Origin of the sequence: Phenylobacterium sp. NIBR 498073, assembly GCF_027286305.1 — a bacterium.
In the GTDB taxonomy this organism is placed as follows: Bacteria; Pseudomonadota; Alphaproteobacteria; order Caulobacterales; family Caulobacteraceae; genus Phenylobacterium.
Genome location: NZ_CP114599.1, coordinates 1,264,366 through 1,286,232 on the forward strand (window position 1 = coordinate 1,264,366; position 21,867 = coordinate 1,286,232).

The following is a 21,867-nucleotide window of genomic DNA, read 5'->3' on the forward strand; positions in this document are numbered from 1 at the left end:
CTACTTCACCGGTGTGGGAGACAGGACCATCGCGCCAGAGCTGCGCATCCGTTCCTGAGCCATTTCGTCGAGCAGCCCCTTGGCGCGCGGGTCGCCGAAGATCCAGGCCGCCGCCGCCAGGGTGCGGGCCGAGTTCGCCGACACGCCCAAGGCGCCTTCGAGGGCCTCGAAGGGCGAAACCTGGGTGGTCATGCGCTTGAGGCGCACGTCGCCCTGCAGCCCGGCCAGGGCCTTGGCCTTGTCGACCGCCTGGTAGAAACCCCCGACCTCGTCGACGAGGCCGATCTCGCGGGCCTGGGCGCCGGTCCAGACGCGGCCCTTGGCGATTTCGCGCACGCGCTCGGGCGGCAGTTTGCGGCCCTCGGCCACGCGGTCGATGAAGTTGCCGTAGATGCGATCCATCCAGCCGGAGAAGGCCGCGCGCTGCGCCTGGTTCATTTCGCCGCCCATGCCGAAGGCCCCGGCGTACTCGCCGCCGACCCCGACCTGACGCACGTCGACACCGAAGCGCTCTAGGGCCGGGCCAAGAGCGAACTTGCCGCCGAACACACCGATCGACCCGGTCAGGGTGGTGGGGTGGGCGACGATTGCGGACGCCTCGCTCGACACCCAGTAGCCGCCCGAGGCGGCGTAGGTTCCCATCGACACGACCACCGGCTTCTTGGCGGCCTTGGCGGCTCGCACCGCGGCGAGAATCTGCTCAGACGCGGTGTCCGAGCCGCCGGGCGAGGAGACGCGGAAGACAATGGCCTTCACGTCCTTGTCCTCAATGGCGTCGTAGAGCGCATCGGCGACGTCGTCGGAATACATGGCCGAGGAGGAGGAGAACGGATTGGCCGTGCCGTCGTGGCCGGTCATGATCGCCCCTTCGCCTTCCACGATCGCGATGGCCGGGCCGGGCCGGGGCACGCGCTCGCGGCTGGAACGCATGTACTTTTCGAACTCGACGAGTTCGGCGCCTTTGCCGGCCCGGGCCAGGGCGGCGGTTTCGGCGTCCTTCACCTGGCCGACCTTGTCGATCAGCTTCAGTTTCAGGGCGTCCTCGGCAATGTAGGGGCCGGCCTCAAGGCTGGTGCGCAGAACCTGCGGCGCCTGCTTGCGGTCGCTGGCGGCGTTGACCAGGGTCGAGCCATAGACCGATCCCATCCAGGACAGCTGGGCCTCGCGGTGCGGCGCCGTGTAGTCGCTGTAGAGATACGGGTTGACCGCGTTCTTGAACTCGTAGCGCTGCTCGTAGTCGGCCTTCACGCCGTACTTGTCGAAGAAGCGCTTGAAGAACACGTCCTCGGACGCCAGGCCGGTGGCCTGCAGCGAGGCGCCGGGCTGCATCCAGAACTCATCGGCGGCCGCGCCCAGCATGTAGGTCGAGGTGATGACGCCGGACGGGTAGAGCCCCTGGCTGTGGGCGATCACCGGCTTGCCCGAGGCCCGGAACTTCTTCAGCGCCAGGCGGATCTCGTCGGCGGCGGCCGGGGGCATGCCGCCCTCCGGCAGGCGCACCAGCACCGCCTTGATCTTGCCGTCCTTGCCGGCGCGGTCGAGGGTCTCGATCACCGACATCACCGACATCGAGCGGCGGCCGATCGAGGCGAACGGATTGACCGGATCCTGGTCGGTCAGCGGATCGCGCAGGTCCAAGGCCAGCACAGTGTGGGCCGGGGTCGGCGTTGGCTTGGCGGCGCCTGCGGCCATGACGATCAGCAGGAACGGAACGCCGATCAGAAACAGCACCAAGCCTGCGAAGACGCCGGCCATGGTGAGGAGGAATTGCTTCATAGGGAGTCGCCAAGCAGGGAGGTAAGCGCCGCACAAGCTACATGCGTGCGCGTTGCGTTCAAATGAAGACGTTGTCAGGACTTGGCGGGCAGCCGCCGCTGCGACGCGACGGGCAAATTTATCCCCCTGAACGGCGATATGAATCGCATTCTTGCCGCTTGGCGCCTAGCTGTACGCATTCGGGGATGGGTTGGGCCCGCCTCGACAGTTCAGTGATGAGTACCGGGGGTGCAGATGAGCGTGGTTCGGAACGGTTGGCGTGCGGTCGGACTGGTCGCCGCAGGCGGGGCCTTGGCGTTCGCCGCGTCGGCGCAGGCGCAGGGGCGGCCGGTGGCGATCATCGGCGCGACAGTGTTCGATGCGACGGGCGCGGCGCCGCATCTGGCCAATGTGGTGATCCAGGACGGTCGCATCGCCGAGGTCGGCCCCGGGGTGAAGGCGCCGCGCGGCGCCGTGGTGATCGACGCCAAGGGCAAGGCGCTGCTGCCCGGTTTCTTCGATGTTCACACCCACTGGACCCCGGCCGGCGACCCGCGGATCTCGCCGCAGATCGCCAACGCCTACATCGCCGCCGGCGTGACCACCGTGAACGACTTCCACCAGCAGCCCGAGTCGTTCGAGCCCCGCCGCCGCTGGATCGCCTCGATGGCCTCGCCGCATGTGAACTTCGTCGCGCGCATGAGCACCCCGGGCGGGCACGGCGCGGACTGGGCCGACCGCGCGACCACCAAGTGGGTGAACTCGCCCCAGGGCGCGCGCATGGAGGTGAAGGCGCTGGTTCCCTACAAGCCGGACTTCATCAAGGCGTTCGCCGACGGCTGGCGCTATGGCGCGTCGGCCGACAACACCAGCATGGATGAGGGCACGCTGAGCGCCCTGGTCGACGAGGCGCACCGCAACAACCTGAAGGTTCTCACCCATACGGTCACGGTCGACCGTGGCGCGATCGCTGGGCGCGCCAAGGTCGATGTCATCGCCCACAGCCTGCAGGACCGCGAGGTCGACCAGGCGACCATCGAGGCGATCAAGGCTGGCGGCACCGCCTATGCGCCGACGCTCGCGGTCTATGATCCGGCCAAGGCGGGCCCCGCCCAGAGCCCCGAGGCCCGCCGTCGCAGCGAGCAGAAGTTCGGCTATGCCCTGCACAACGTGAAGGCCCTGCACGACGCGGGAGTCACCATCGCGCTCGGCACCGACGCCGGCATGACCGGCACGCCGCACGGCGTCTCGACGCTCAAGGAGCTGGAGCTGCTGGTCCGCGCCGGGCTGACCCCGTCGCAGGCGCTGATCGCCGGGACCGCCAACAGCGCCAAGGTGCTGGGCGAACTGGACGATCGCGGCACCATCGAGAAGGGCAAGCGCGCCGATATTGTGCTGATCGCCGGCCAGCCCTGGAGCGACATCGCCGACGTCTACAAGACCGACCGCGTCTTCGTGGACGGCGTGCAGGTGCATGGCCCGGGAACCAAGCTGCCGGCCGCCAACGGCCAGGCGTCGATGCCGGTGATTAAAGCTAAGGGCCCGCTGATCGACGACTTCGAGAGCGCTCGCTCCAGCTACGACACCCTGCGCATGGACGACATGGACGGCGGCATCGACCGGACCGTCCAGGTGGCGCAGGTGATCAACCGCACCGCGACCGATCACGCACTCAGCATCGCCGCGCGGATGTCGGCCAAGGACGAGGCCAACGCCGGGGTGATCATTCCGCTCAGCCGCGGCTCCGTCGAGCCGGTCGACGTGCGGGTCTTCAAGGGCGTGCGCTTCGATCTGCGTGGCGACGGCCAGGCCTACGACCTTGGCGTCAACACGCAGAACGGCCGGTGGATCGCTGAAGTCGCCTCGGGCTCGGAGTGGCGGACGGTCGAAGTTCCGTTCAGCGCCCTCTCGCGGACCAGCGGGCGGGGCGCTGGAACGGGTCCCTGGACCGGCGACGACGTGCTCGAAATCACGATCGATGGCGGCCGCCCTGCCGGCGAGAAGATGTGGCTCGAGATCGACAACGTCAGTTTTTACTGAGGATCTGAAGTTCCACTGCGTCTGGACGCCAAGCGCGCGGCGACCGCCGCGCGCTTGGCGTGAGCGTCGCGCACTGCAGCCCGTTCAAGTCACTACTCAGTCGTGGTGAATGGCCGCGGAGGTTCAGGCCGAGCCGGTGGCTGCAATGCCACAGACAACGTTATTTCTCGCCCGGTCAAAGCGAGAAGGGTGACGTAGCGGCAATGTTCATGTGTTTGTCCTGCCGACGTCGATTTTGCGACCCTGGCTGCAAATCGACATAATACTCTTATTGGTTGAGGGGGTAATCTCAATGAATTCTCGCATGTCTTGGCGCAACGCCATGCTCGCGACCTCTGCGCTCTGCGCGCTTTCGATCGCCGGCGCGGCCCGCGCCCAGACGGATGGCGACCTGGTCGAAGAAATCGTCGTCGTCGGTTCGCAGATCGAAGGCGCGAAGGTCACGGCGGCTCTCCCCGTCACCGTGGTCGACTCCGCCCAACTTGCGAACGTGGCCGCCACCTCGGGCGACGACCTGTTCCGCTCCATCCCGCAGATGGGCGACGTCAGCTTCAACTCGAGCTACCTGCCGAACTCCAGCAACAGCGCCCGCGGCGACGTCGGTTCGGTGAACCTGCGCAATCTCGGCGTCGGCAACACACTGGTCCTGCTGAACGGCCGCCGGGTCGTGGCCCACCCGACCAGCCGCGCCGACGAGAACTTGGTGCCGGTGCTGACCTACAACACCAACGCCATTCCCGTGAACGGCCTGAAGCGCCTGGAAGTCCTGCGCGACGGCGCCGCTGCGCTATACGGCTCGGACGCCGTGGCCGGCGTCGTCAACACCGTGCTGCAGGACGACTTCGACGGCCTGACTGTCGAGGCCCAATACGGCGCAGCCGAAGGCACTCACCTGCGCGAAGGCGAGTTCAACATCCAGGCCGGCCGCAACTTCCACGAAGGCCGCGGCAACATCAGCCTGTTCGCCAACTACACCAATCGCACCTCGCTGAACGCCTGGGACCAGGATTTCACCTCCTCGTCCGACAAGACGCCGCTGTTCGTCGGCAGCTCGTACGCTGGCAACGTCACCCTCGACGACCGCCTGACCGCCTCGCCGTGGGCCAGCCTGACCGCTCTCACGGCCGTCCGTCAGAACGGCGCGCTGCTGACCTCGACTGGCGGCGTGTTCCACATCCAGCCGTCGACCAACGCGACCTGCGCTGCACAACTGGGCGGCGGCATCTGCCTGGCCACCGGCGCGGCGACGAACTCGGCGACCGGCGCTGACCGCAACCTGCGCTTCGACACCGGTACCTTCAATACTTCGGTCATGCCCGAGCTGGAGCGGGTGAACCTGTTCCTGACCGGCAAGTACGACATCAGCGACGACCTGCGGGCCTTTGGTGAGTTCGGCTACTACACCGCCACGACCCACGCGGTTCAGACTTCGACGACGAACCTCAGCAGCCTGCCGATCGCAATCGCCGCGTCGAACTACTACAACCCCTTCGGCGCCACGACGCTGCCGAACGGTCAGGCCAACCCGAACCGCCTGCCGGGGCTGAGCGTCGGTCCGGCCGGCGTCGCCGCGAGCATGGCCGCCTACAATTTCGTCGACGTCGGCCCGAACCGCGTCGACGTCGAGAACGAGCAATGGCGCTTCCTCGCCGGCTTGAAGGGCGAGAAGTTCGGCTTCAACTGGGAAGGCGCGCTGCTCTATTCGAAGGCGACGGTCGAGGACACCTCGGACGGCATCAGCGCCACGGCACTGCAGCGCCAGATGGCTCTCGCCACGCCGGACGCCTACAACCCGTTCAACGGCGGCAGCCTCGACAACCCGAGCATCGGCGACAACCGTCCGAGCTCGCAGGCCGCGATTGACGCCATCCGCGTCAAGACCGTCCGCAAGAACACGAGCTCGCTGGCCTTGGCCGACTTCAAGGTCTCGAAGGTCGACCTGTTCCAGGTTCCGGCCGGCGACGTCGGCTTCGCCGCCGGCGTCGAGTATCGTCGTGAAACCCAGAAGGACGACCGTGACGCCCGCCTGGACGGCACGATCACCTTCACCAACGCCAACACCGGCGTGACCTACGCCAACGACCTGGTGGGTTCGAGCCCGTCGCCCGACACCAAGGGCTCGCGCAACGTGACCTCGGCCTATCTTGAGTTCGCGATCCCGATCGTCTCGCCGGACATGGACATCCCCTTTGTCCACAACCTGGAAGCCCAGGTTGCAGGCCGCTACGAGAGCTTCAGCGACGCTGGCGACGTGGCCAAGCCGAAGGTCGCCATGGCCTGGGACGTCATCGATGGCCTGCGCTTCCGCGGCTCCTGGGCCCAGGGCTTCAAGGCCCCGAACCTCGAACAGGTCAACGCCACCCTGGTGACCCGTTCGAACAACCGTCGCGACTGGTATCGCTGCGAAGCCGAGGTGCGCGCCGGCCGCCTCAGCAACCTCCAGGCGTGCTCCGCGCCGGCCACCGCCGAGCGCCGTTCGGGCAACCCGGAACTGAAGCCGGAAGAGTCGGAGACCTGGGGCGTCGGCGTGGTCTATGAGCCGCGCTTCATCCCGGAGGACTTCGGCCGCTTCACCTTCACCGTCGACTACTGGCGCGTGAAGCAGGACGGCATCGTGGGCCTCTTCGGCGGCGGCAACGCCATCACCGCCGACTACTACGCGCGCCTGAACGGTTCGTCGTTCGCCAACGTGGTTCGCGCTGCGCCGACCGCCGACGACATCGCCGCCTTCGCGGGCACTGGCTTGGCTCCGGTCGGCCAGATCCTCTACATCACCGACCAGTACCAGAACTTGCTGCCGCAAGAGGCGCGCGGCCTGGACATCGGCGTGATGTGGAACCTGCGCGGCACCCAGTACGGCGACTTCAACGTCAACTTCAACGCCGCCCATCTGATCAAGTTCTACCGCTCGCCCTCGCCGGGCGTGGCCGAACTCATCGCCGCCCAGGCGGCTGGCGAGATCGACCCGACGATCTTCATCGGCGGCGGCGGCGACCTGGTTCGCCAGGATGGCCGTCCGGAGTGGAAGTGGTCTGCCTCGGCGACCTGGAGCTACGACCAGTGGACCGTCGGCGCCTTCACCCAGTACGTCAGCGACGTGGATGACACGCAGCTGCTCGATTCCACTGGCACGGCCTGGGTGGTCGACTCGCAGCTCACGGCCAACCTCTACGGTCAGTACGAGTTCACCGAAGGCCTGGCGTCGAACACCCGCCTGCGGGTCGGCGTTCGCAATCTGACCGACGAGAAGCCGCCGCTGGCGTCGGACGGCTACCTGGGCGCGCTCTACCAGCCCTACAGCCGCTACTGGTACGTGAGCGTCCGCAAGTCGTTCTAAGGACTGACGGAAACTCGAAAGACCAAGCGCCGGCCGGTTCCGTGAGGGACCGGCCGGTTTGCTTTTGGGCGGACGCGGCGTGACCGCGTCGATCATCGCCGCACCGCCGCGCGTGCGACCGTCACAACGCGCCAAAGCCGCATCGTCCCGAGGCTAGAGATGACAACGACGAGACAATTGGTTTTGGAGGCGCGCCTTGAAGCTGTGGGGCCAGATATCGATCGAACTCAATGTCGGCGACTATGTCGAGGCGGCCGAGCACCAGCGCCGCCTGGAGGCGATCCTGGCGCAGGTGAGGGCGGTCTATCCGGAAGCGACGCTGGCGATGCGCGAGCGGCGTGAGCGGCGGCCGACGCCGGCGGTGCGGGCGCTGCCAGCGGAACTGGCGGCGCGGGGCGCCGCCCGCGCGGACGGTTGATCCGGTGCGGCCGCGGAGCGTGCTCGTTGAGGCCCTGGCGCTGTTCCGGGATCTCAACCCGACGATCACCGTCAACGAGATCTCAACGTTCCTGCATGCCTGCGACCAGGAAGGCCTGACCATCCAGGAGTTGGCCGATCTGGCGCGCATGACCGAACCTACGGCCTCGCGCAGCATCCGCTCGTTCGGGCCGCCGGGGACCGAGTGGGCGAGGGCGCCTGCCTGCGGCCTGGTCGAGGCGTTCCTCAATCCCAAGGACGGTCGCAGCCGCGTCCTGCACCTGACGCCGGCGGGTCGCGCCGTGCGTGATCGGCTCGATGCGATCATCGGCGCAGCCTCCTGAGCCGACGTCTGGTTTCATCGGTGAAATCGCGCTTTGACGCGCGAGCGTCGCCGTTTGTCGCGAACGCCATGACCCATCCGGCATACCGAGTCATTCGATGGCCGTGCACGGCTGGAGGGCGTTGCGATGGAGTTGGAGCTCGACCGGCTGGACCTGCGGATCCTGTCGGCATTGCAGGTGTCGAACCAGACCAGCGCGCAGGAACTGGCCCACAAGGTGCCGCTGTCGCCCTCGGCGATCCAGCGGCGTATCCGCAGCTATCGAAGCAACGGCGTGATCGCGGCGGACGTCTCGGTGCTCGACCCGCGGCTGGCGGGGGACCACATCTCGGTGATGGTGATGATCCAACTGGCTCAGCAGGGCCCGGCGCGGGTCGCCGACGTGCGAGCCAGGCTCAGTCGCTCGCCGCATGTGCAGGTGGTGATGGAGCTAGCCGGCGCCTACGACCTGATGTGCATCACGGTCTTCGAGACCATGGAGACGTTCAATGCGTTCGTTGACGCCGAGATCGCCGAGCATCCGTCGGTCGGGCGGTTCGAGACGGTGTTCATACGGCGGCGCGTGAAGTTCGGCGCCACGATCCCGCTGACCTAGGGCTCGATGGCGGCCTGAATGACCTTGGCGAGCCGCTGACGCAGCGCGGCCTGTCCGTCGGCGTCGAGGTCGTGATCGTCGGTGATGGCGCGGGAGATCGCCACGCCCATGATCAGGTCGCCGGCCAGGCGCGCACGGACGTCGGCCTCCGGGCCGCCGAGATAGGCGGCAAACGGATCGTGGAACCAGGCGCGCATCGATCGCCGCAACGGCTCGGCCGCCGCGGGCGACGAGGCTGAGCGCAGCATGATCAGCAGGTGCTCAAGGCCGTCATGGCGATCCGGATCGTCCATCAGGCGGCCCGCGACGCGTTCGCCGAACTGGCTGAGTTCGCCCTGGAATAGCTCCGTCGCGTCAGGTCCGCAGTTGAGAACCTCGACGAAGAGCTCTTCCTTCGAGCCGAAATAGCGAGAGACCAGCGCCGCGTCGACACGAGCGTCGGCGGCGATTTCGCGAAGGCTCGCGCCGTCATAACCCTCTTTGGCGAAACGGTTTTTCGCCGCATCAAGGATCGCTTGTCTCGTCGCCGCCGCGTTGCGCGCGCGCACCGGCGCCACATTCTCGGCCATTTTCGCCGTTCGCTCCCTTGTTGTCATCGGCTGTTGACATATGTAGGCCCTGTCGATGTAGAAGTCATCAACCGTTGACTTGGGCGCTCCCCCGCCCGTGGGATAAATCATGCGAAAGTTTCTCGCGCCGTTCGTCGCAACGGCCGCCGCTGCATTGGTTCTGGCTGGGTGCGGCAAGCCTGAAGGCCCCCCGCAGATGCCGGCGCCAGAGGTTTCCGTCGCCACACCGCTGCGGCAATCGGTCGTCGATTGGGACGATTTCACCGGCCGATTCGAGGCGCCCGAGCGCGTCGACGTGCGCGCCCGCACCAGCGGCTACTTGCAGGCCGCCCATTTCCGCGAAGGCCAGTTCGTCAAGAAGGGCCAGCTGCTCTACACACTAGACCCGCGTCCAGCCGAAGCCCAGCTCGCCGCCGCCCGCGCGCAGGCCAAGCTGGCGGCCGCCGACCTCGCCCGCGCCGAGACCCTGCTGAAGGTTCAGGCCATCAGCCGCGAAGAATACGACAACAAGCGCGCCGCCAGCGAAGTCGCCCAGGCGACGGTTCAGGCCCGCGCGCTAGACCTCGAGTTCACCCGTGTCACCGCCCCGACCTCGGGCATCGTCTCAGATCGCCGCGTCGATCCGGGCAACGTGATTTCCGGCGGCGGGGCCGGCGCGGACGTGCTGACCACGATCGTCTCGACCACGCCGATCCACTTCCTGTTCGACGCCTCCGAGGCTCAGCTCCTCAAGGACCAGCGCGCGACGGGCAAGGGCGGCAAGGTGCAGATCCGTCTGCAGGATGAGGCCGATTATCGTTGGGCCGGTCAGATCGACTTCACTGACAACAGCATCGACGGTGCGTCCGGAGCGATCCGCATGCGCGCCGTGGTCCCGAACCCGAACGGCTTCCTGAAGCCCGGGATGTTCGGCAAGGCCAAGGTCGAGGGCGGCCAGGCCTATGACGCGCTGCTGGTGCCGGAAGCCGCCATCGTCGCCGACGGCGCCCGCAAGGCGGTCAACGTCGTCTCGGCCGATGGTTCGGTGACCCTGAAGCCGGTCGAGCTCGGCCCGACCACCCAGGGCCTACGGGTCATCCGCAGCGGCATCAAGCCGGACGACAAGGTCATCGTGAACGGCGGCGTGCGCCTGATGGGGCCGGGCATGAAGGTCAAGGCGAAGGTCGTGACCATCGAGCCCAAGACGGCCGCCGCGCAGGCCACGTCCACCGTCACCATTCCCGTGGCCTCGAGCGCCACCCCGGCCGGCGCCCGCTAAGGGCCCGACCCAGGAACGGAATCATGCGTTTCTCGCACTTCTTCATCGACCGCCCGATCTTCGCGGGCGTGCTGTCGGTGTTCATCGCCCTGATCGGGGCGTTCGCGCTGCCGCTGCTGCCGCTGTCGCAGTATCCGGACATCGCGCCGCCGACCATCGCGGTCACCGCCACCTACCCGGGCGCCTCGGCCGAAACCCTTGCTGAGACCGTCGCCGCGCCGATTGAGCAAGAGATCAACGGCGTCGAGGGCATGCTCTACATGACCTCGTCGTCCACCGCCGACGGCATGGCGACGATCTCAGTGACGTTCGAACCCGGCACCGATCTCGACGCCGCCCAGGTGCTCGTCCAGAACCGCGTCGCGCTCGCCACGCCGCGCCTGCCCGAGCAGGTGCGCCAGGTGGGCGTCACCGTGAACAAGCAGCTCTCGGGTTTCCTGCTGCTGGTCGCCCTGACGTCGGATGATCCCAACGCCGACCTCGACCACATCGGCAACTTCGCGAACTCCACGGTTCGTGACCGCCTTCTGCGCATCAAGGGCGTCGGCGGCGTGCAGGTGTTCGGCGGTGGCTTCTACTCCATGCGGGTCTGGATCGACCCGGGCAAGGCCTCAGCGCGCAACCTAACCTCGGACGAGATCGTGGCGGCGCTGCGGGCGCAGAACGTCCAGGCCGCGGGCGGCGCCCTCGGCCAGGCCCCGAACGACACTGGCGCGGCCTTCCAGCTGCCCGTGCAGGTCGAGGGCCGGCTGGCCGATCCCGAAGAGTTCGCCAACATCGTCATCCGCACGGACGCCGACGGCCGCGTGACCCGCGTGCGTGACATCGGCCGCGTCGAGCTGGGCGCCCAGGACTACGGGATGCGCGGCTACTTCGACGGCAAGCGCGGCATCGGCCTGGCGATCATCCAGCAGCCGGGCGCCAACGCCCTGTCGACCGCCGCCGAAGTCATGAAGGCGGTCGAGGAACTGAAGCCGTCCATGCCGCAAGGCGTGAGCTACTCGATCCCCTACAATCCGACCGAATTCGTCGAAGCGTCCGTCGCCTCGGTGCAGAGCACCCTGTTCGAAGCGGTGATCCTCGTGGTCGTCGTGATCATGGTGTTCCTGCAGACCTGGCGGGCGGCGATCATTCCGATCCTGGCGATCCCCGTCGCGCTGGTCGGCACCTTCGCGGTGCAGCTCGCGCTCGGCTACTCGCTGAACTCACTGTCGCTGTTCGCCCTCGTGCTCGCGGTCGGCATCGTCGTCGACGACGCCATCGTCGTGGTCGAGGCGGTGGAGCGGAACATACGCCGGGGCATGACGCCAAGGGAGGCGGCCTACAGGACAATGGACGAAGTGTCCGGCGCCCTGATCGCCATCGGCCTGGTCCTGCTGGCCGTGTTCGTGCCGACCGCCTTCATGCCGGGCATCCCGGGGATGTTCTTCCGCCAGTTCGCGGTGACCATCTCGGCCGCCTCGGTGATCTCGCTGATCACCTCGCTGACCCTGTCGCCGGCCTTGGCCGCCATCCTGCTCAAGCCGCATGTCGAACACTCGCTCGACACCGGCCCGCGCTGGCTGCGTCCGATCAAGATGGCCGGTCACAAGTTCAACAGCGGCTTTGACTGGCTGAGCGACAAGTACGGCGCCCTGACTGCGCGTCTGGTGCGCGCCAGCATGATCGTGCTGGTGGTCTATGCCGGCCTGATCCTGTTGACCGGCTGGCGCCTGACCGCCACCCCGACCGGCTTCATCCCGCAGCAGGACCAGGGCTTCCTGATCGGCGTCGTCCAGCTTCCGCCGGGCTCCTCGCTCGAGCGCACCGACGCGGTGGTCCGCCAGGCCAGCGCCATCGTCCAGGACACCCCCGGCGTTCAGGGCGTGTCGGCCTTCGCCGGTCTGGACGGGGCCAGCTTCTCGGCCATGTCCAACGGCGGCGTGTTCTTCGTGAAGCTCGACGACTGGTCCAAGCGCGGCAAGGAACTGAGCGCCGACGTCATGGCCGGCCAGGTCATGGGCCGCCTGTCGGGCATCCAGGAGGCCAACATCTTCTTCCTGGCGCCTCCGCCCGTCGAGGGCATGGGCAACGCCGGCGGCTTCAAGATGATGGTCCAGGACCGCTCGGGCGCCGGCTACGCCGCGCTGGAGCAGGCCGCCAACGGCCTCGTCGGCGCCGCCGCGCAGAGCCCGCAGAGCACGGTCGGGGTCTTCTCGCAGTTCAACACCGGCTCGCCCCGGGTGACCGCCGAGATCGACCGCGACAAGGCCCTGCTGATGGGCGTGCAGCCTGGCGCCGTCTACGACGCCATGAGCACCTATCTCGGCTCCACCTACGTGAACGACTTCAACCTGCTCGGCCGCACCTTCCGGGTGACCGCGCAGGCGGAGTCCGACGCGCGGGACGATCCGTCCGACATCGCCGGCATCAAGGTCCGTTCGGCGTCGGGCGGCATGGTGCCGCTGGGCTCGCTGGCCACGGTGAAGGACGAGACCGGCCCGGTCCGCGTGGTGCGCTACAATCTCTTCCCGGCCGCCGAAGTGCAGGGCGGGGCGCCTCCGGGCGTCGCCTCGGGCGATGCGCTCAAGGCTATGGAGGAGCACGCCGCCGAGGTGCTGCCGGCCGGCTTCAGCTACGAGTGGACGGAACTCGCCTATCAGGAGAAGGCGGCCGGCAACTCCGGCGTCCTGATCTTCGCTCTGGCGGTGGTGTTCGTGTTCCTGGTGCTGGCCGCCCAGTACGAGGCCTTCACCCTGCCGCTGGCGGTCATCCTGATCGTGCCGATGTGTATCCTCGCGGCCATATTGGGCGTGAACCTGCGGGGCCAGGACAACAACATTCTGACCCAGATCGGCCTCATCGTGTTGGTCGCCCTGGCGGCGAAGAACGCGATCCTCATCGTCGAATTCGCCAAGCAGGCGGAAGAAGACGAAGGAGCCGACCGGTTCGAAGCGGCCATCAAGGCGGCCCGGACCCGTCTGCGGCCGATCCTGATGACCTCCTTCGCCTTCATCCTGGGCGTGCTGCCGCTGGCGATCGCCACCGGACCGGGGGCGGAGATGCGTCAGGCGCTGGGCACGGCTGTGTTCTTCGGGATGCTGGGCGTGACCATCTTCGGCCTGATCTTCACGCCGGTCTTCTACGTGCTCTGCCGCTGGATCGCTGCGCGCCTCCCGAAGGCCAAGGGCAAGGAAGAGAAGACCTATCCGACCACCGGGGGCGGCACGCCGCACCACCCGCTTGAGTATGAAGGAGGCGCGAAGTGATCCGCCTTAAGCTGATCCCCGCGCTGCTGGGCGCCACGGCGCTGACCGCCTGCGCCGCCGGACCGAACTACCAGGTCCCGGCGCCGGTCGTCTCCGGGCAGGGGGCGTTCGTGTCGGCCGAGCCGGCGGTCGCTGTCGCCGAGGCTCCCCCCGGCGACTGGTGGCGGCTGTTCCAGGACCCGACCCTCGATGGTCTGGTCCAGGAGGCTCTGGTCGCCAACAAGGACGTCGCCGTCGCCGCCGCGAACCTCTCGCGGGTGAGGGCGGTGCTGAGCGAGACCCGTTCGGGCCTGCTGCCCTCGACCACGATCTCGGCGTCGGGCCAGCGCGTCCGCGGCCAGGACCTGCTGACGGGCCAGTTCGACGACGGCGACCAGTATCGAGCCGGCTTCGACATGTCCTACGAGGTCGACCTGTTCGGCCGCGTGCGCCGCAGCCTGGAGGCCAATCGCGCCGACGTGGCCGCCGCGCAGGCGGCGCTGGACGTGGTGCGGGTCTCGGTCGCGGCCGAGACCGCCCGCGCTTATGCCGACATCTGCGCCGCCAACGCCCAGATCGCGGTGACCAGGCGGACCATCGAGCTGCAGCAGAGCACCTACGACCTGACGGTTCGCCAACTCGACGCCGGCCGTGGCACCGCGGCCGACACCTCGGCGGCGGCGACCCAGCTGGAGACCTCGAAGGCGGCCTTGCCGTCGCTCGACGCCCAGCGGTCGGCGGCGCTGTTCCGCCTCGCCCTGCTGACCGGCAAGACGCCGGCCGAGGCGCCGCAGGCGGTGCTGAGCTGCCAGGCGGCGCCGCAGGTCGCCCAGGCGATTCCGGTCGGCGACGGGGCCGGCATGCTCGCCCGGCGTCCGGACGTGCGCCAGGCTGAGCGCGACCTGGCGGCGGCGACCGCGCGGATCGGGGTGGCGACGGCCTCGCTCTATCCGTCGGTGACTATCGGCGGCGGCATCGCCACCACCGGCGCGCGGACGGGTGACCTCGGCGATGACTACACCTTCAATGTCGGGCCGCTGATCAGCTGGAACTTCCCGAACATCCTGGCCGCCCGCGCCCGCGTGAAGCAGGCCGGGGCCGGGGCGGAGGCCGCGCTGGCCACTTTCGAGAAGGTCAACCTGACCGCCTTGCAGGAGACCGAGACGGCGCTGACCCAGTACGCCCGGGAGCTTGATCGCCGCGCGGCGCTCAGGCGCGCGCGCGACGAAGGCGCCAAGGCCGCGCGGCTCGCCCGGCTGCGCAATGAAGCCGGCGCCGACAGCTTGCTGGCCGTGCTGGTGGCAGAGCGCCAGCTGGCCTCCCTGGAGGCCCAGCTCGCCCAGTCCGACGCCCAGGTGACCACCAACCAGATCGCACTGTTCAAGGCTCTGGGCGGCGGCTGGGAAACCGCCGGCGACTAACGGGCGCAGAGGGCGGGGGCGCAGGCCCTCGCCCTGCCGCTCGCTGCGGTTTGGCTCCCAGCTGCGGCAGAAAATCTCCATTGAGACGATAATTCCTACTGACATTGTGGGAATATGGCGGCGGGCGCACTGGGCGGCGCCGCTCTCATTGGAGGACGACCATGATCGTGAGCGCAGAATCGGCGCGTCGAACCCTGCTGACCGCGGGAGCGATGCTGGGGCTAATGTCGGCGCCGGCGTTGGCCGCTGACGCCGCGACGGTTCACAACCGGGCCCTGGTCCTCGATAGTCACGTCGACGTGCTGCTGCCGGGGACCAATGCGCGCTACTACGCGCCCGACGGCAAGTCGTTCACCGAGCTCGACAAGCTCAAGGCCGGCGGCGTCGACGCCCTGGTCTATGCGGTCGCCGTGTCGACCGGTCCCGACACGCCCGAGGGGCATGCCGCCGCCCGCGTGGAGGCCGACGCCAAGCTGGCCGCGATCCGCAAGCTGGCCGCCGATCATCCCGCCGACGTCGCCATCGCCTACTCGGCCGGCGACGTGCGCAAAATCGTCGGTCAGGGCAAGATCGCGGTGCTGATCGGATTCCAGAACGCCTATTCGCTGAAGCCCGACGTCGCCGAGTTCGATCATCTGCAGGCCGATGGCGTCCGGGTCGCTGCACTGAATCACGCCGGAAACAACGCCTTCGCCGACTCCTCGCGGCCCCAACAGGGGACAGGCGAACAGCACGGCGGCCTCTCGCCGCTGGGCAAGGCGGCAGTCGGCCGGCTGAACGACCTGGGCGTCCTGATCGACGTGTCGCAACTGACACCCAAGGGCGTGTACCAGACGCTGGAATTGACCCGCGCGCCGGTCGTGGCGACGCACTCTGCGGCGCGGGGCCTTGCCGACAACAGCCGCAACCTGTCGGACGCCGAGCTCGACGCGATCAAGGCCAATGGGGGCGTGGTGCAGGTGGTCCCGTTCAACGCCTATCTGCTGCCGGCGCCGACCGATTATGCGCCGCGGCTGCGGGCGCTGCGGGCGCAGTATGGGCTCGCCCCGGACAAGCCCGGCTACCAAGGGGCCGACGACCTGCCCGCCGAGCGGCGCGAGGCCTTCTTCGTCGCCTACCGGGCCCTGTCGCCGCAGGCCACGTTGAAGACCTATGTCGATCACATCGACTACATCGCCAAGCGCATCGGCGTCGACCATGTCGGCGTCGGCACCGACTTCAACCACGGCTCGGGCGTTCCCGGGTTCGGGGACGAGGCCGACGCCGGCAACGTCACGCGCGAGTTGCTGGCGCGCGGCTACAGCGAGGCGGAGGTGGATGCGATCTGGGGTGGGAACTTCTTGCGCGTCCTGGCCGCCGCCGAAGCTGCGGGGCAAGGCCGGGCGAAAGCTGACTAGAGACAGGGCGGCGAGCGGGCTGCATCAGCAGACAAGCGGACGCGAACTAGGGGATTCGCCGGGTATAGGTGCTCAGCAGATTAGGCGACCATTCGTCCTCAACCATAGAGGACGTGCGAAATGGTCCGACTGATGAATCCCTGGGCGAGCGTACGCTTCGTCTCGATCCTGGCGGTGGGCGGGTTGGCTTTGAGCGGCTGCGCCACAACCAAATATGTTGATGAGCAGATCGCCTCGGTGAACGGGCGCGTCGATGCTGTCGACGCCAAGGCGACCGATGCGATTCAGCGCGCCGACGCGGCCAACAGCACGGCCCAGGCCGCGGCCAACGACGCGCGGACCGCCAACCAACGGCTCGACCAGCTGACGGCTCGCGTGGACCGGAACGAGCAGATGGCCATGCAGGCGGCTCAAACCCGCGCGGGAAAGATGCCAAGAAACTGATCGTCCCAATTTCGACGATCTGCGCCGTCATACGTTCGTTCTTTGCGCCGTCTGTTGCGGCGTTGGGTTGGTGGGACGAATCTCATGCGCGATGCTTTGAAAGCGGTGTTGGCGGCTTGGGCGCTAGGCGTGCTGTCGGTCGGGGTCTCTGCAGCCTCGACCGCAGCCGCCGCAACGCCCGCACATGAGGGCAAGTCCGAGCAGACCCCGGCCTCAGCCGAAGTCGTGCGCTTGGCCGACTGGGTGATCGCCTCGAACGACTACGACGGTCTGCCCTTCATGATCATCGACAAGGTCTCGGCCGAGGTGTTCGTGTTCGGCGGCGACGGCCGCCTGCGCGGCGCTGCGCCGGCCTTGCTGGGCCTCGCGCGCGGCGATGATTCGGCCCCCGGCATCGGCGAAAAGGAACTCTCGAAGATCCCCCCCGAGGAGCGCACGACGCCCGCGGGGAGATTCGTCGCCAGTTTCGGCGAATCGCCGACCGACAACGACATCCTCTGGGTGGATTACGAAACCGCGGTGTCGCTGCACCAGGTGGTGACCAATAATCCCAAGGAGCATCGGCTGCAGCGGCTGCAGTCGCCGGGCGTGGACGATAACCGGATCACCTTCGGCTGCATCAACGTGCCGGTGGAATTCTACCAGAAGATCGTGCTGCCGACCTTCACCGGCACCAAGGGCGTCGCCTACGTGCTGCCCGAGACCCGGCCGCTGGAACAGGTCTTCATGGACTATCGGCCGCAGGAGGGCGCGCGCTCGGAACTGGCCGCCACGAGCGCCACGGGCGTCGATACCGCCTACACAGTCGGGGACGGTCCGACGGACGTCTTCCCTTATTCGAAAACCAAGCATTGAGGCTGAAGAAGCGCTGAACGCTTCTGGCGCAGCGTCCCACCGCCGTGCCTTGAATCCGCCCTCGGGAAAGGCGGGAAAAGATGGTCGTGTGTGCAGTCGCTGGGCAAAAGGTCTCCCGAAAAATGGGAGACAAATCAGCCTGAATCGGGCCTCCTCGATACAGCCGAGGGCGTGTGCTTCTAGGGCGGGATGGCGCGCAAGCAATTGATAATATTATTGTATTTGCCGATCCCGGCGCGTCCCTTTGAAGTCGCGTCGGCGCGGTTGGTCTCAATTGGCTTCCATCGCATCGTGGCTTCAGCGTGAGTTCCGCGTCGCGACCCGCTCATTCCTCACGACTGCGAAGGGCCCACCCCGCTCCAAATCGGCTGCAGTCCATTCGTGAGGCAAGGGGACTGAGTGTCGCCGAGCTTGCGCGGCGCGTCGGTGTGACCCCTCAGGAAATTGGCTACCTGGAAACGGGTAAGCGGCAGCTTACAGTCACCTGGCTGAAGCGCCTGGCCGAGGTCCTTGATTGTGCGCCATGGTCCATCGTCACGGACGAGACATCCGACCTGTCAACCGATGAGCAACAGCTGGTCGATGCCTATCGGCGAATGCCGAAGGAGTTGCAGGCAGAACTACTCCTACGCCTCTCTAGCGATAAAGGCTCAGCTTGCTCCGAGCTTGAGCTTAAGCATTAGGTTTACGCCGCGCATTCCTAAGAGCTTGCGGCGAACGTAACAATCTGTTTCCTTAAAATCATGAGATCATGATTGAGGAGAGCGGCAATGGCCGCTTCCGGTGGCACAGAAGTTGATGCCTCCAAGCCGGGCGAGACGCGCTTGCGCGCGGCTCAGTACGTGCGCATGTCGACAGACCACCAGCGCTACTCCACCGAGAACCAGGCCGACGCCATTCTGAAGTATGCCGAGACCCACGGCATGGAGATCGTTCGGACCTATTCTGACGAGGGTAAGAGCGGGCTCAATATTGGCGGCCGCGAAGGCCTTCAGCGGCTTCTCGAAGATATTCAGGGTCGGTCCGCCCACTTCGAGGTCCTGCTCGTCTACGACATCAGTCGCTGGGGGCGATTCCAGGACGCGGACGAAAGCGCCTACTACGAATACCTGTGCCGCCGAGCCGGCGTGCGCGTGGTCTATTGCGCCGAGCCGTTTGAGAATGACGGCACGCCGATGGCCACCATTTTCAAGAGCGTGAAGCGGGCGATGGCGGGCGAGTATAGCCGCGAGCTCTCTTCAAAGGTCTTCGCTGGTCAGTGCCGCCTGATCGAACTCGGCTTCCGCCAGGGCGGAGTGGCGGGCTATGGGCTTCGCCGCTTGTTGGTCGATGACAAGGGCCAAGCCAAGGGCATACTCGGCCCGGGCGAGCACAAGAGCCTGCAGACCGACCGGGTCATTCTAGTGCCGGGGCCCGCCGACGAAGTCGCCATCGTCAAACAAGTTTATCAGCGCTTCGTCGTCACGGGCATGACCGAGCGGGCGATCGCAGCCCAGCTGAACGTAGAGGGTGTCGCAGCAGACCAGGGTCGCCCGTGGACGCGCGGCGCTGTGCATCAGCTGCTCACCAACGAAAAGTATGTTGGCCATAACGTCTTCAATCGCTCCTCCTTCAAGCTGAAGCAAAAGCGGGTCCGAAATCCGCCCGAGATGTGGGTTCGCGCCGAAGGCGCGTTTGAACCGGTCGTGCCCGAACATCTCTTCCAACAGGCGCGCCAGATCATCCTCGAACGTTCGCGGCGGTTCACCGACGAAGAGATGCTGGCCAAGCTGCGCCGGCTCTTTGAGACGAAGGGGCCGCTGTCGGGGCTCATCATCGACGAGGAGGAGGCGATGCCGTCCAGCAGCGCCTACCGCTCTCGGTTCGGGAGCCTGCTGCGCGCTTATCAGCTGATCGGCTACCGTCCCCAGCGCGATTACCGCTACCTACGCATCAATGCCCGGTTGCGAGACCTCTATCCAACCGTGGTGGCGCAGGTCGTAGCGGGCGTGCGCGAGGCGGGCGGCACGGTCGCCGGTCCCGGGCCCGATGGTCTCTTGCGGGTCAACGATGAACTCACCCTGTCGATCGTCATCGCCCGTTGCCGTCAGACCCAGGCGGGCAGTTATCGTTGGCGCCTGCACTTCGACACCAGCCTTGCCCCCGACATCACCATCGCGGTGCGGATGGACGCCGCCAATCGCGCCATACTGGATTTCTATTTCTTCCCGCGCATCGATCTCATCTCTGATCGGCTGCGGCTGGCGGAGGAAAATGGCCTGTCGCTCGACGCCTACAGGTTCGACGACCTGAGCGACCTGTTTGCGCTGACGGCCCGAATTCCATTCGCGGAGGCGGCGTGATGGACCAGCCCGACATCATCGTTGAGATGATCCCGATCGATCAGATTGGCGTCCTCAATCCGCGAGCCCGCAACCGGAAGAACCATCGCGAAATCACCGACAACATCGAGGAGATCGGGCTGAAGCGCCCGATTACGGTGGCGCGTCGCAGGCTTCCCGGCGGCCAAGTTCGCTATGACCTCGTGTGTGGTGAGGGCCGGATCGAGGCGTTCCAGGCGCTTGGGCAGAGCCAAGTCCCGGCGATTGTCGTCGACATGCCGGAAGAGGACTGCCTTGTCCGAAGCCTCATTGAAAACATCGCCCGGCCCCAACATCGGGGCGTCGATAATCTGCGCGAGGTCGGCGAGCTGCGGAAGCGCGGTTACACCGACGCCGAGATCGCCCAGAAGATCGGGACATCGCCCTCATGGGTGAACATGATCATCACGCTCCTGGAGAAGGGCGAGGAGCGTCTGATCGCCGCTGTGGAGAGCGGCATAATTCCAATCACCCTCGCCATGACGATCGCGCGCAGCGATGACGCTGGCATCCAGCAGGCTCTTGCCGACGCCTATGCAGATGGAAAGATCAAAGGGCGGAACGTCGAGATCGTTCGCCGCCTGCTCGACCAGCGGCGGCGCAAGAGTGGATTGGCCGAGGCGCGCTTCGGCCGAGCGTCACATGGCAGACGACCTACTCCGGAGCAACTGGTCGAGGTGTTTCGACGCGAGGCGGACCGGCAGCGCTTGATCACCAAGAAGGCCGATTTCGTTCAGAGCCGGCTTCTGTTCGTCATCCAGGCGTTGAAGGAACTGCGCGCCGACCAGGCCTTTGCCACCCTCCTACGCGCCGAGCAGTTGGACACCATGCCGCGAGCCCTGGACGCCCGTGTGGCGGGCGGCGTGCGATGAGCGACCAGACGAACCTGGCGGGAGTACGGCTCGCCTTCGAGCGGCGTGGTGTCCGTCTGCCGATCGCGTCATTGACACCAATGAAGCGCCTGCGGCCCAGCGTGAAACTCAGTTCGAAGTACCGGCAGATTCTCACTTCGGTGCAGGCGGTGGGCCTGGTCGAACCGCCGGTGGTCATTGGAGATCCGGCTGATCCAAGCCGCCACCTCCTGCTCGACGGCCACCTGCGGATCGAGGCGCTGAAGGACCTCGGCGAAACGGAGGTGACCTGTCTGGTCGCTACCGACGACGACACCTTCACCTACAACAAGCGGATCAGTCGTCTGTCGGCGCCCCAGGAGCACCGAATGGTAGTCCGCGCCATCGAACGTGGCGTAGCGCCGGAGAGATTGGCCGGGGCGCTTGGCATCAATGTGCAGTCCATCCAACGGCGCGCGCAGTTGATGGACGGGATCTGCGAGGAGACAGCCGAGCTTCTCAAGGACACGCCCTGTCCGATGGCCGTCTTCGACGTGCTGCGGAAAATGGCGCCGTTCCGTCAGCTCGAGACCGCCCAGATGATGATCAACCAGGGCAACTTCGGAAAGCCGATCGCCATGGCTATGCTGGCGGCGACGCCAGAGGGTCAGCTTGCCAAGCCGCGGCGCAAGGGCGCCGCGACGAACGCGGTGACGCGCGAGCAGGTCGCGCGGCTGGAGCGCGAACTCGCCAGCCTGCAGGTCCAGATCAAGTCGGTCGAAGAGACCTTCGGTCTCGACAATCTGCATCTCACGGTCGCCAAGGCCTACCTCACCAGATTGCTCGGCAACGCGCGCGTCGTTCGCTGGCTCGCGCAACAGCGCCCGGAATACCTCACCGAGTTCCAGGCGATCGCCGAGCTCACCAATCTGCCAGCCGAGGTGAGCGCCGCGGCGCCAAACTAGGGGACCGGGACCCTTCAAGCGCCGGGACCGTCGGAGACGCCGTCGTGTGGGGCG

At 66.9% G+C, this 21,867-nt stretch carries 16 protein-coding genes; 14 read left to right on the forward strand and 2 right to left on the reverse strand.

From position 1 onward, the window contains the following. Positions 1-1,776, reverse strand: coding sequence for a signal peptide peptidase SppA (sppA, locus tag O4N75_RS06505; RefSeq protein WP_269628537.1), 1,776 nt, complete (start codon positions 1,774-1,776; stop codon positions 1-3). A gap of 234 nt (positions 1,777-2,010) precedes the next feature. Here sppA and O4N75_RS06510 point away from each other — a divergent pair, with 234 nt between their 5' ends. From O4N75_RS06510 to O4N75_RS06530, 5 genes are all read left to right on the forward strand, one after another. Then, positions 2,011-3,795, forward strand: coding sequence for a CIA30 family protein (locus O4N75_RS06510; RefSeq protein WP_269628538.1), 1,785 nt, complete (start codon positions 2,011-2,013; stop codon positions 3,793-3,795). A 322-nt stretch (positions 3,796-4,117) separates the two neighbouring features. Then, positions 4,118-7,132 (forward strand): TonB-dependent receptor, encoded by a 3,015-nt coding sequence (locus O4N75_RS06515; protein ID WP_269628539.1) that lies wholly within the window; start codon positions 4,118-4,120, stop codon positions 7,130-7,132. Between the two features lie 196 nt (positions 7,133-7,328). Beyond that, entirely contained in the window at positions 7,329-7,550 is a 222-nt protein-coding gene (locus O4N75_RS06520; protein ID WP_269628540.1) for a hypothetical protein, read from the forward strand. A gap of 19 nt (positions 7,551-7,569) precedes the next feature. Further along, positions 7,570-7,893 (forward strand): MarR family winged helix-turn-helix transcriptional regulator, encoded by a 324-nt coding sequence (locus O4N75_RS06525; RefSeq protein ID WP_269628541.1) that lies wholly within the window; start codon positions 7,570-7,572, stop codon positions 7,891-7,893. A gap of 126 nt (positions 7,894-8,019) precedes the next feature. Continuing rightward, a complete protein-coding gene (locus O4N75_RS06530) occupies positions 8,020-8,487 on the forward strand; it encodes an Lrp/AsnC family transcriptional regulator (RefSeq protein ID WP_269628542.1) in 468 nt (155 codons plus the stop codon). On the opposite strand, the gene O4N75_RS06535 is transcribed toward O4N75_RS06530, so the two are convergent. Next, positions 8,484-9,056 (reverse strand): TetR/AcrR family transcriptional regulator, encoded by a 573-nt coding sequence (locus O4N75_RS06535; protein ID WP_269628543.1) that lies wholly within the window; start codon positions 9,054-9,056, stop codon positions 8,484-8,486. The two genes, O4N75_RS06530 and O4N75_RS06535, sit on opposite strands and share 4 nt — an antisense overlap. A 109-nt stretch (positions 9,057-9,165) precedes the next feature. Between O4N75_RS06535 and O4N75_RS06540 the strand changes: the two genes are divergently transcribed. The 9 genes from O4N75_RS06540 (at position 9,166) to O4N75_RS06580 (ending at position 21,813) form a co-directional block, all read left to right on the forward strand. After that, on the forward strand, positions 9,166-10,314 hold the full coding sequence (locus O4N75_RS06540; protein ID WP_269628544.1) for an efflux RND transporter periplasmic adaptor subunit: 1,149 nt from the start codon (positions 9,166-9,168) through the stop codon (positions 10,312-10,314). Between the two features lie 23 nt (positions 10,315-10,337). Beyond that, complete coding sequence (locus O4N75_RS06545; protein ID WP_269628545.1) at positions 10,338-13,562, forward strand: multidrug efflux RND transporter permease subunit; 3,225 nt, start codon at positions 10,338-10,340, stop codon at positions 13,560-13,562. Continuing rightward, positions 13,559-14,962, forward strand: a complete 1,404-nt coding sequence (locus O4N75_RS06550; protein ID WP_269628546.1) for an efflux transporter outer membrane subunit — start codon at positions 13,559-13,561, stop codon at positions 14,960-14,962. Before O4N75_RS06545 ends, O4N75_RS06550 begins: the two co-directional genes overlap by 4 nt. 161 nt (positions 14,963-15,123) lie before the next feature. Further along, positions 15,124-16,359: a dipeptidase gene (locus O4N75_RS06555; protein ID WP_269628547.1), complete on the forward strand. Its 1,236-nt coding sequence runs from the start codon at positions 15,124-15,126 to the stop codon at positions 16,357-16,359. Positions 16,360-16,479: 120 nt separating this feature from the next. Beyond that, positions 16,480-16,803: a hypothetical protein gene (locus tag O4N75_RS06560; RefSeq protein WP_269628548.1), complete on the forward strand. Its 324-nt coding sequence runs from the start codon at positions 16,480-16,482 to the stop codon at positions 16,801-16,803. Positions 16,804-16,887: 84 nt separating this feature from the next. After that, a complete protein-coding gene (locus O4N75_RS06565) occupies positions 16,888-17,658 on the forward strand; it encodes a L,D-transpeptidase (RefSeq protein WP_269628549.1) in 771 nt (256 codons plus the stop codon). Between the two features lie 770 nt (positions 17,659-18,428). Further along, entirely contained in the window at positions 18,429-20,000 is a 1,572-nt protein-coding gene (locus tag O4N75_RS06570) for a recombinase family protein (RefSeq protein ID WP_269628550.1), read from the forward strand. After that, positions 20,000-20,890, forward strand: a complete 891-nt coding sequence (locus O4N75_RS06575) for a plasmid partitioning protein RepB C-terminal domain-containing protein (RefSeq protein WP_269628551.1) — start codon at positions 20,000-20,002, stop codon at positions 20,888-20,890. Before O4N75_RS06570 ends, O4N75_RS06575 begins: the two co-directional genes overlap by 1 nt. Further along, positions 20,887-21,813, forward strand: coding sequence for a plasmid partitioning protein RepB C-terminal domain-containing protein (locus O4N75_RS06580; protein WP_269628552.1), 927 nt, complete (start codon positions 20,887-20,889; stop codon positions 21,811-21,813). Before O4N75_RS06575 ends, O4N75_RS06580 begins: the two co-directional genes overlap by 4 nt. Positions 21,814-21,867 lie beyond the last annotated feature (54 nt).

Excerpts from the sequence above, each read along its gene's own strand:
- O4N75_RS06540 (WP_269628544.1), top strand. The coding sequence starts at position 9,166 with ATGCGAAAGTTTCTCGCGCCGTTCGTCGCAACGGCCGCCGCTGCATTG.
- O4N75_RS06555 (WP_269628547.1), top strand. The coding sequence starts at position 15,124 with ATGATCGTGAGCGCAGAATCGGCGCGTCGAACCCTGCTGACCGCGGGA.
- O4N75_RS06510 (WP_269628538.1), top strand. The coding sequence starts at position 2,011 with ATGAGCGTGGTTCGGAACGGTTGGCGTGCGGTCGGACTGGTCGCCGCA.
- O4N75_RS06530 (WP_269628542.1), top strand. The coding sequence starts at position 8,020 with ATGGAGTTGGAGCTCGACCGGCTGGACCTGCGGATCCTGTCGGCATTG.
- O4N75_RS06515 (WP_269628539.1), top strand. The coding sequence starts at position 4,118 with ATGCTCGCGACCTCTGCGCTCTGCGCGCTTTCGATCGCCGGCGCGGCC.
- O4N75_RS06575 (WP_269628551.1), top strand. The coding sequence starts at position 20,000 with ATGGACCAGCCCGACATCATCGTTGAGATGATCCCGATCGATCAGATT.
- O4N75_RS06545 (WP_269628545.1), top strand. The coding sequence starts at position 10,338 with ATGCGTTTCTCGCACTTCTTCATCGACCGCCCGATCTTCGCGGGCGTG.
- O4N75_RS06560 (WP_269628548.1), top strand. The coding sequence starts at position 16,480 with ATGGTCCGACTGATGAATCCCTGGGCGAGCGTACGCTTCGTCTCGATC.
- O4N75_RS06565 (WP_269628549.1), top strand. The coding sequence starts at position 16,888 with ATGCGCGATGCTTTGAAAGCGGTGTTGGCGGCTTGGGCGCTAGGCGTG.
- O4N75_RS06570 (WP_269628550.1), top strand. The coding sequence starts at position 18,429 with ATGGCCGCTTCCGGTGGCACAGAAGTTGATGCCTCCAAGCCGGGCGAG.
- O4N75_RS06580 (WP_269628552.1), top strand. The coding sequence starts at position 20,887 with ATGAGCGACCAGACGAACCTGGCGGGAGTACGGCTCGCCTTCGAGCGG.
- sppA (WP_269628537.1), bottom strand. The coding sequence starts at position 1,776 with ATGAAGCAATTCCTCCTCACCATGGCCGGCGTCTTCGCAGGCTTGGTG.
- O4N75_RS06535 (WP_269628543.1), bottom strand. The coding sequence starts at position 9,056 with ATGGCCGAGAATGTGGCGCCGGTGCGCGCGCGCAACGCGGCGGCGACG.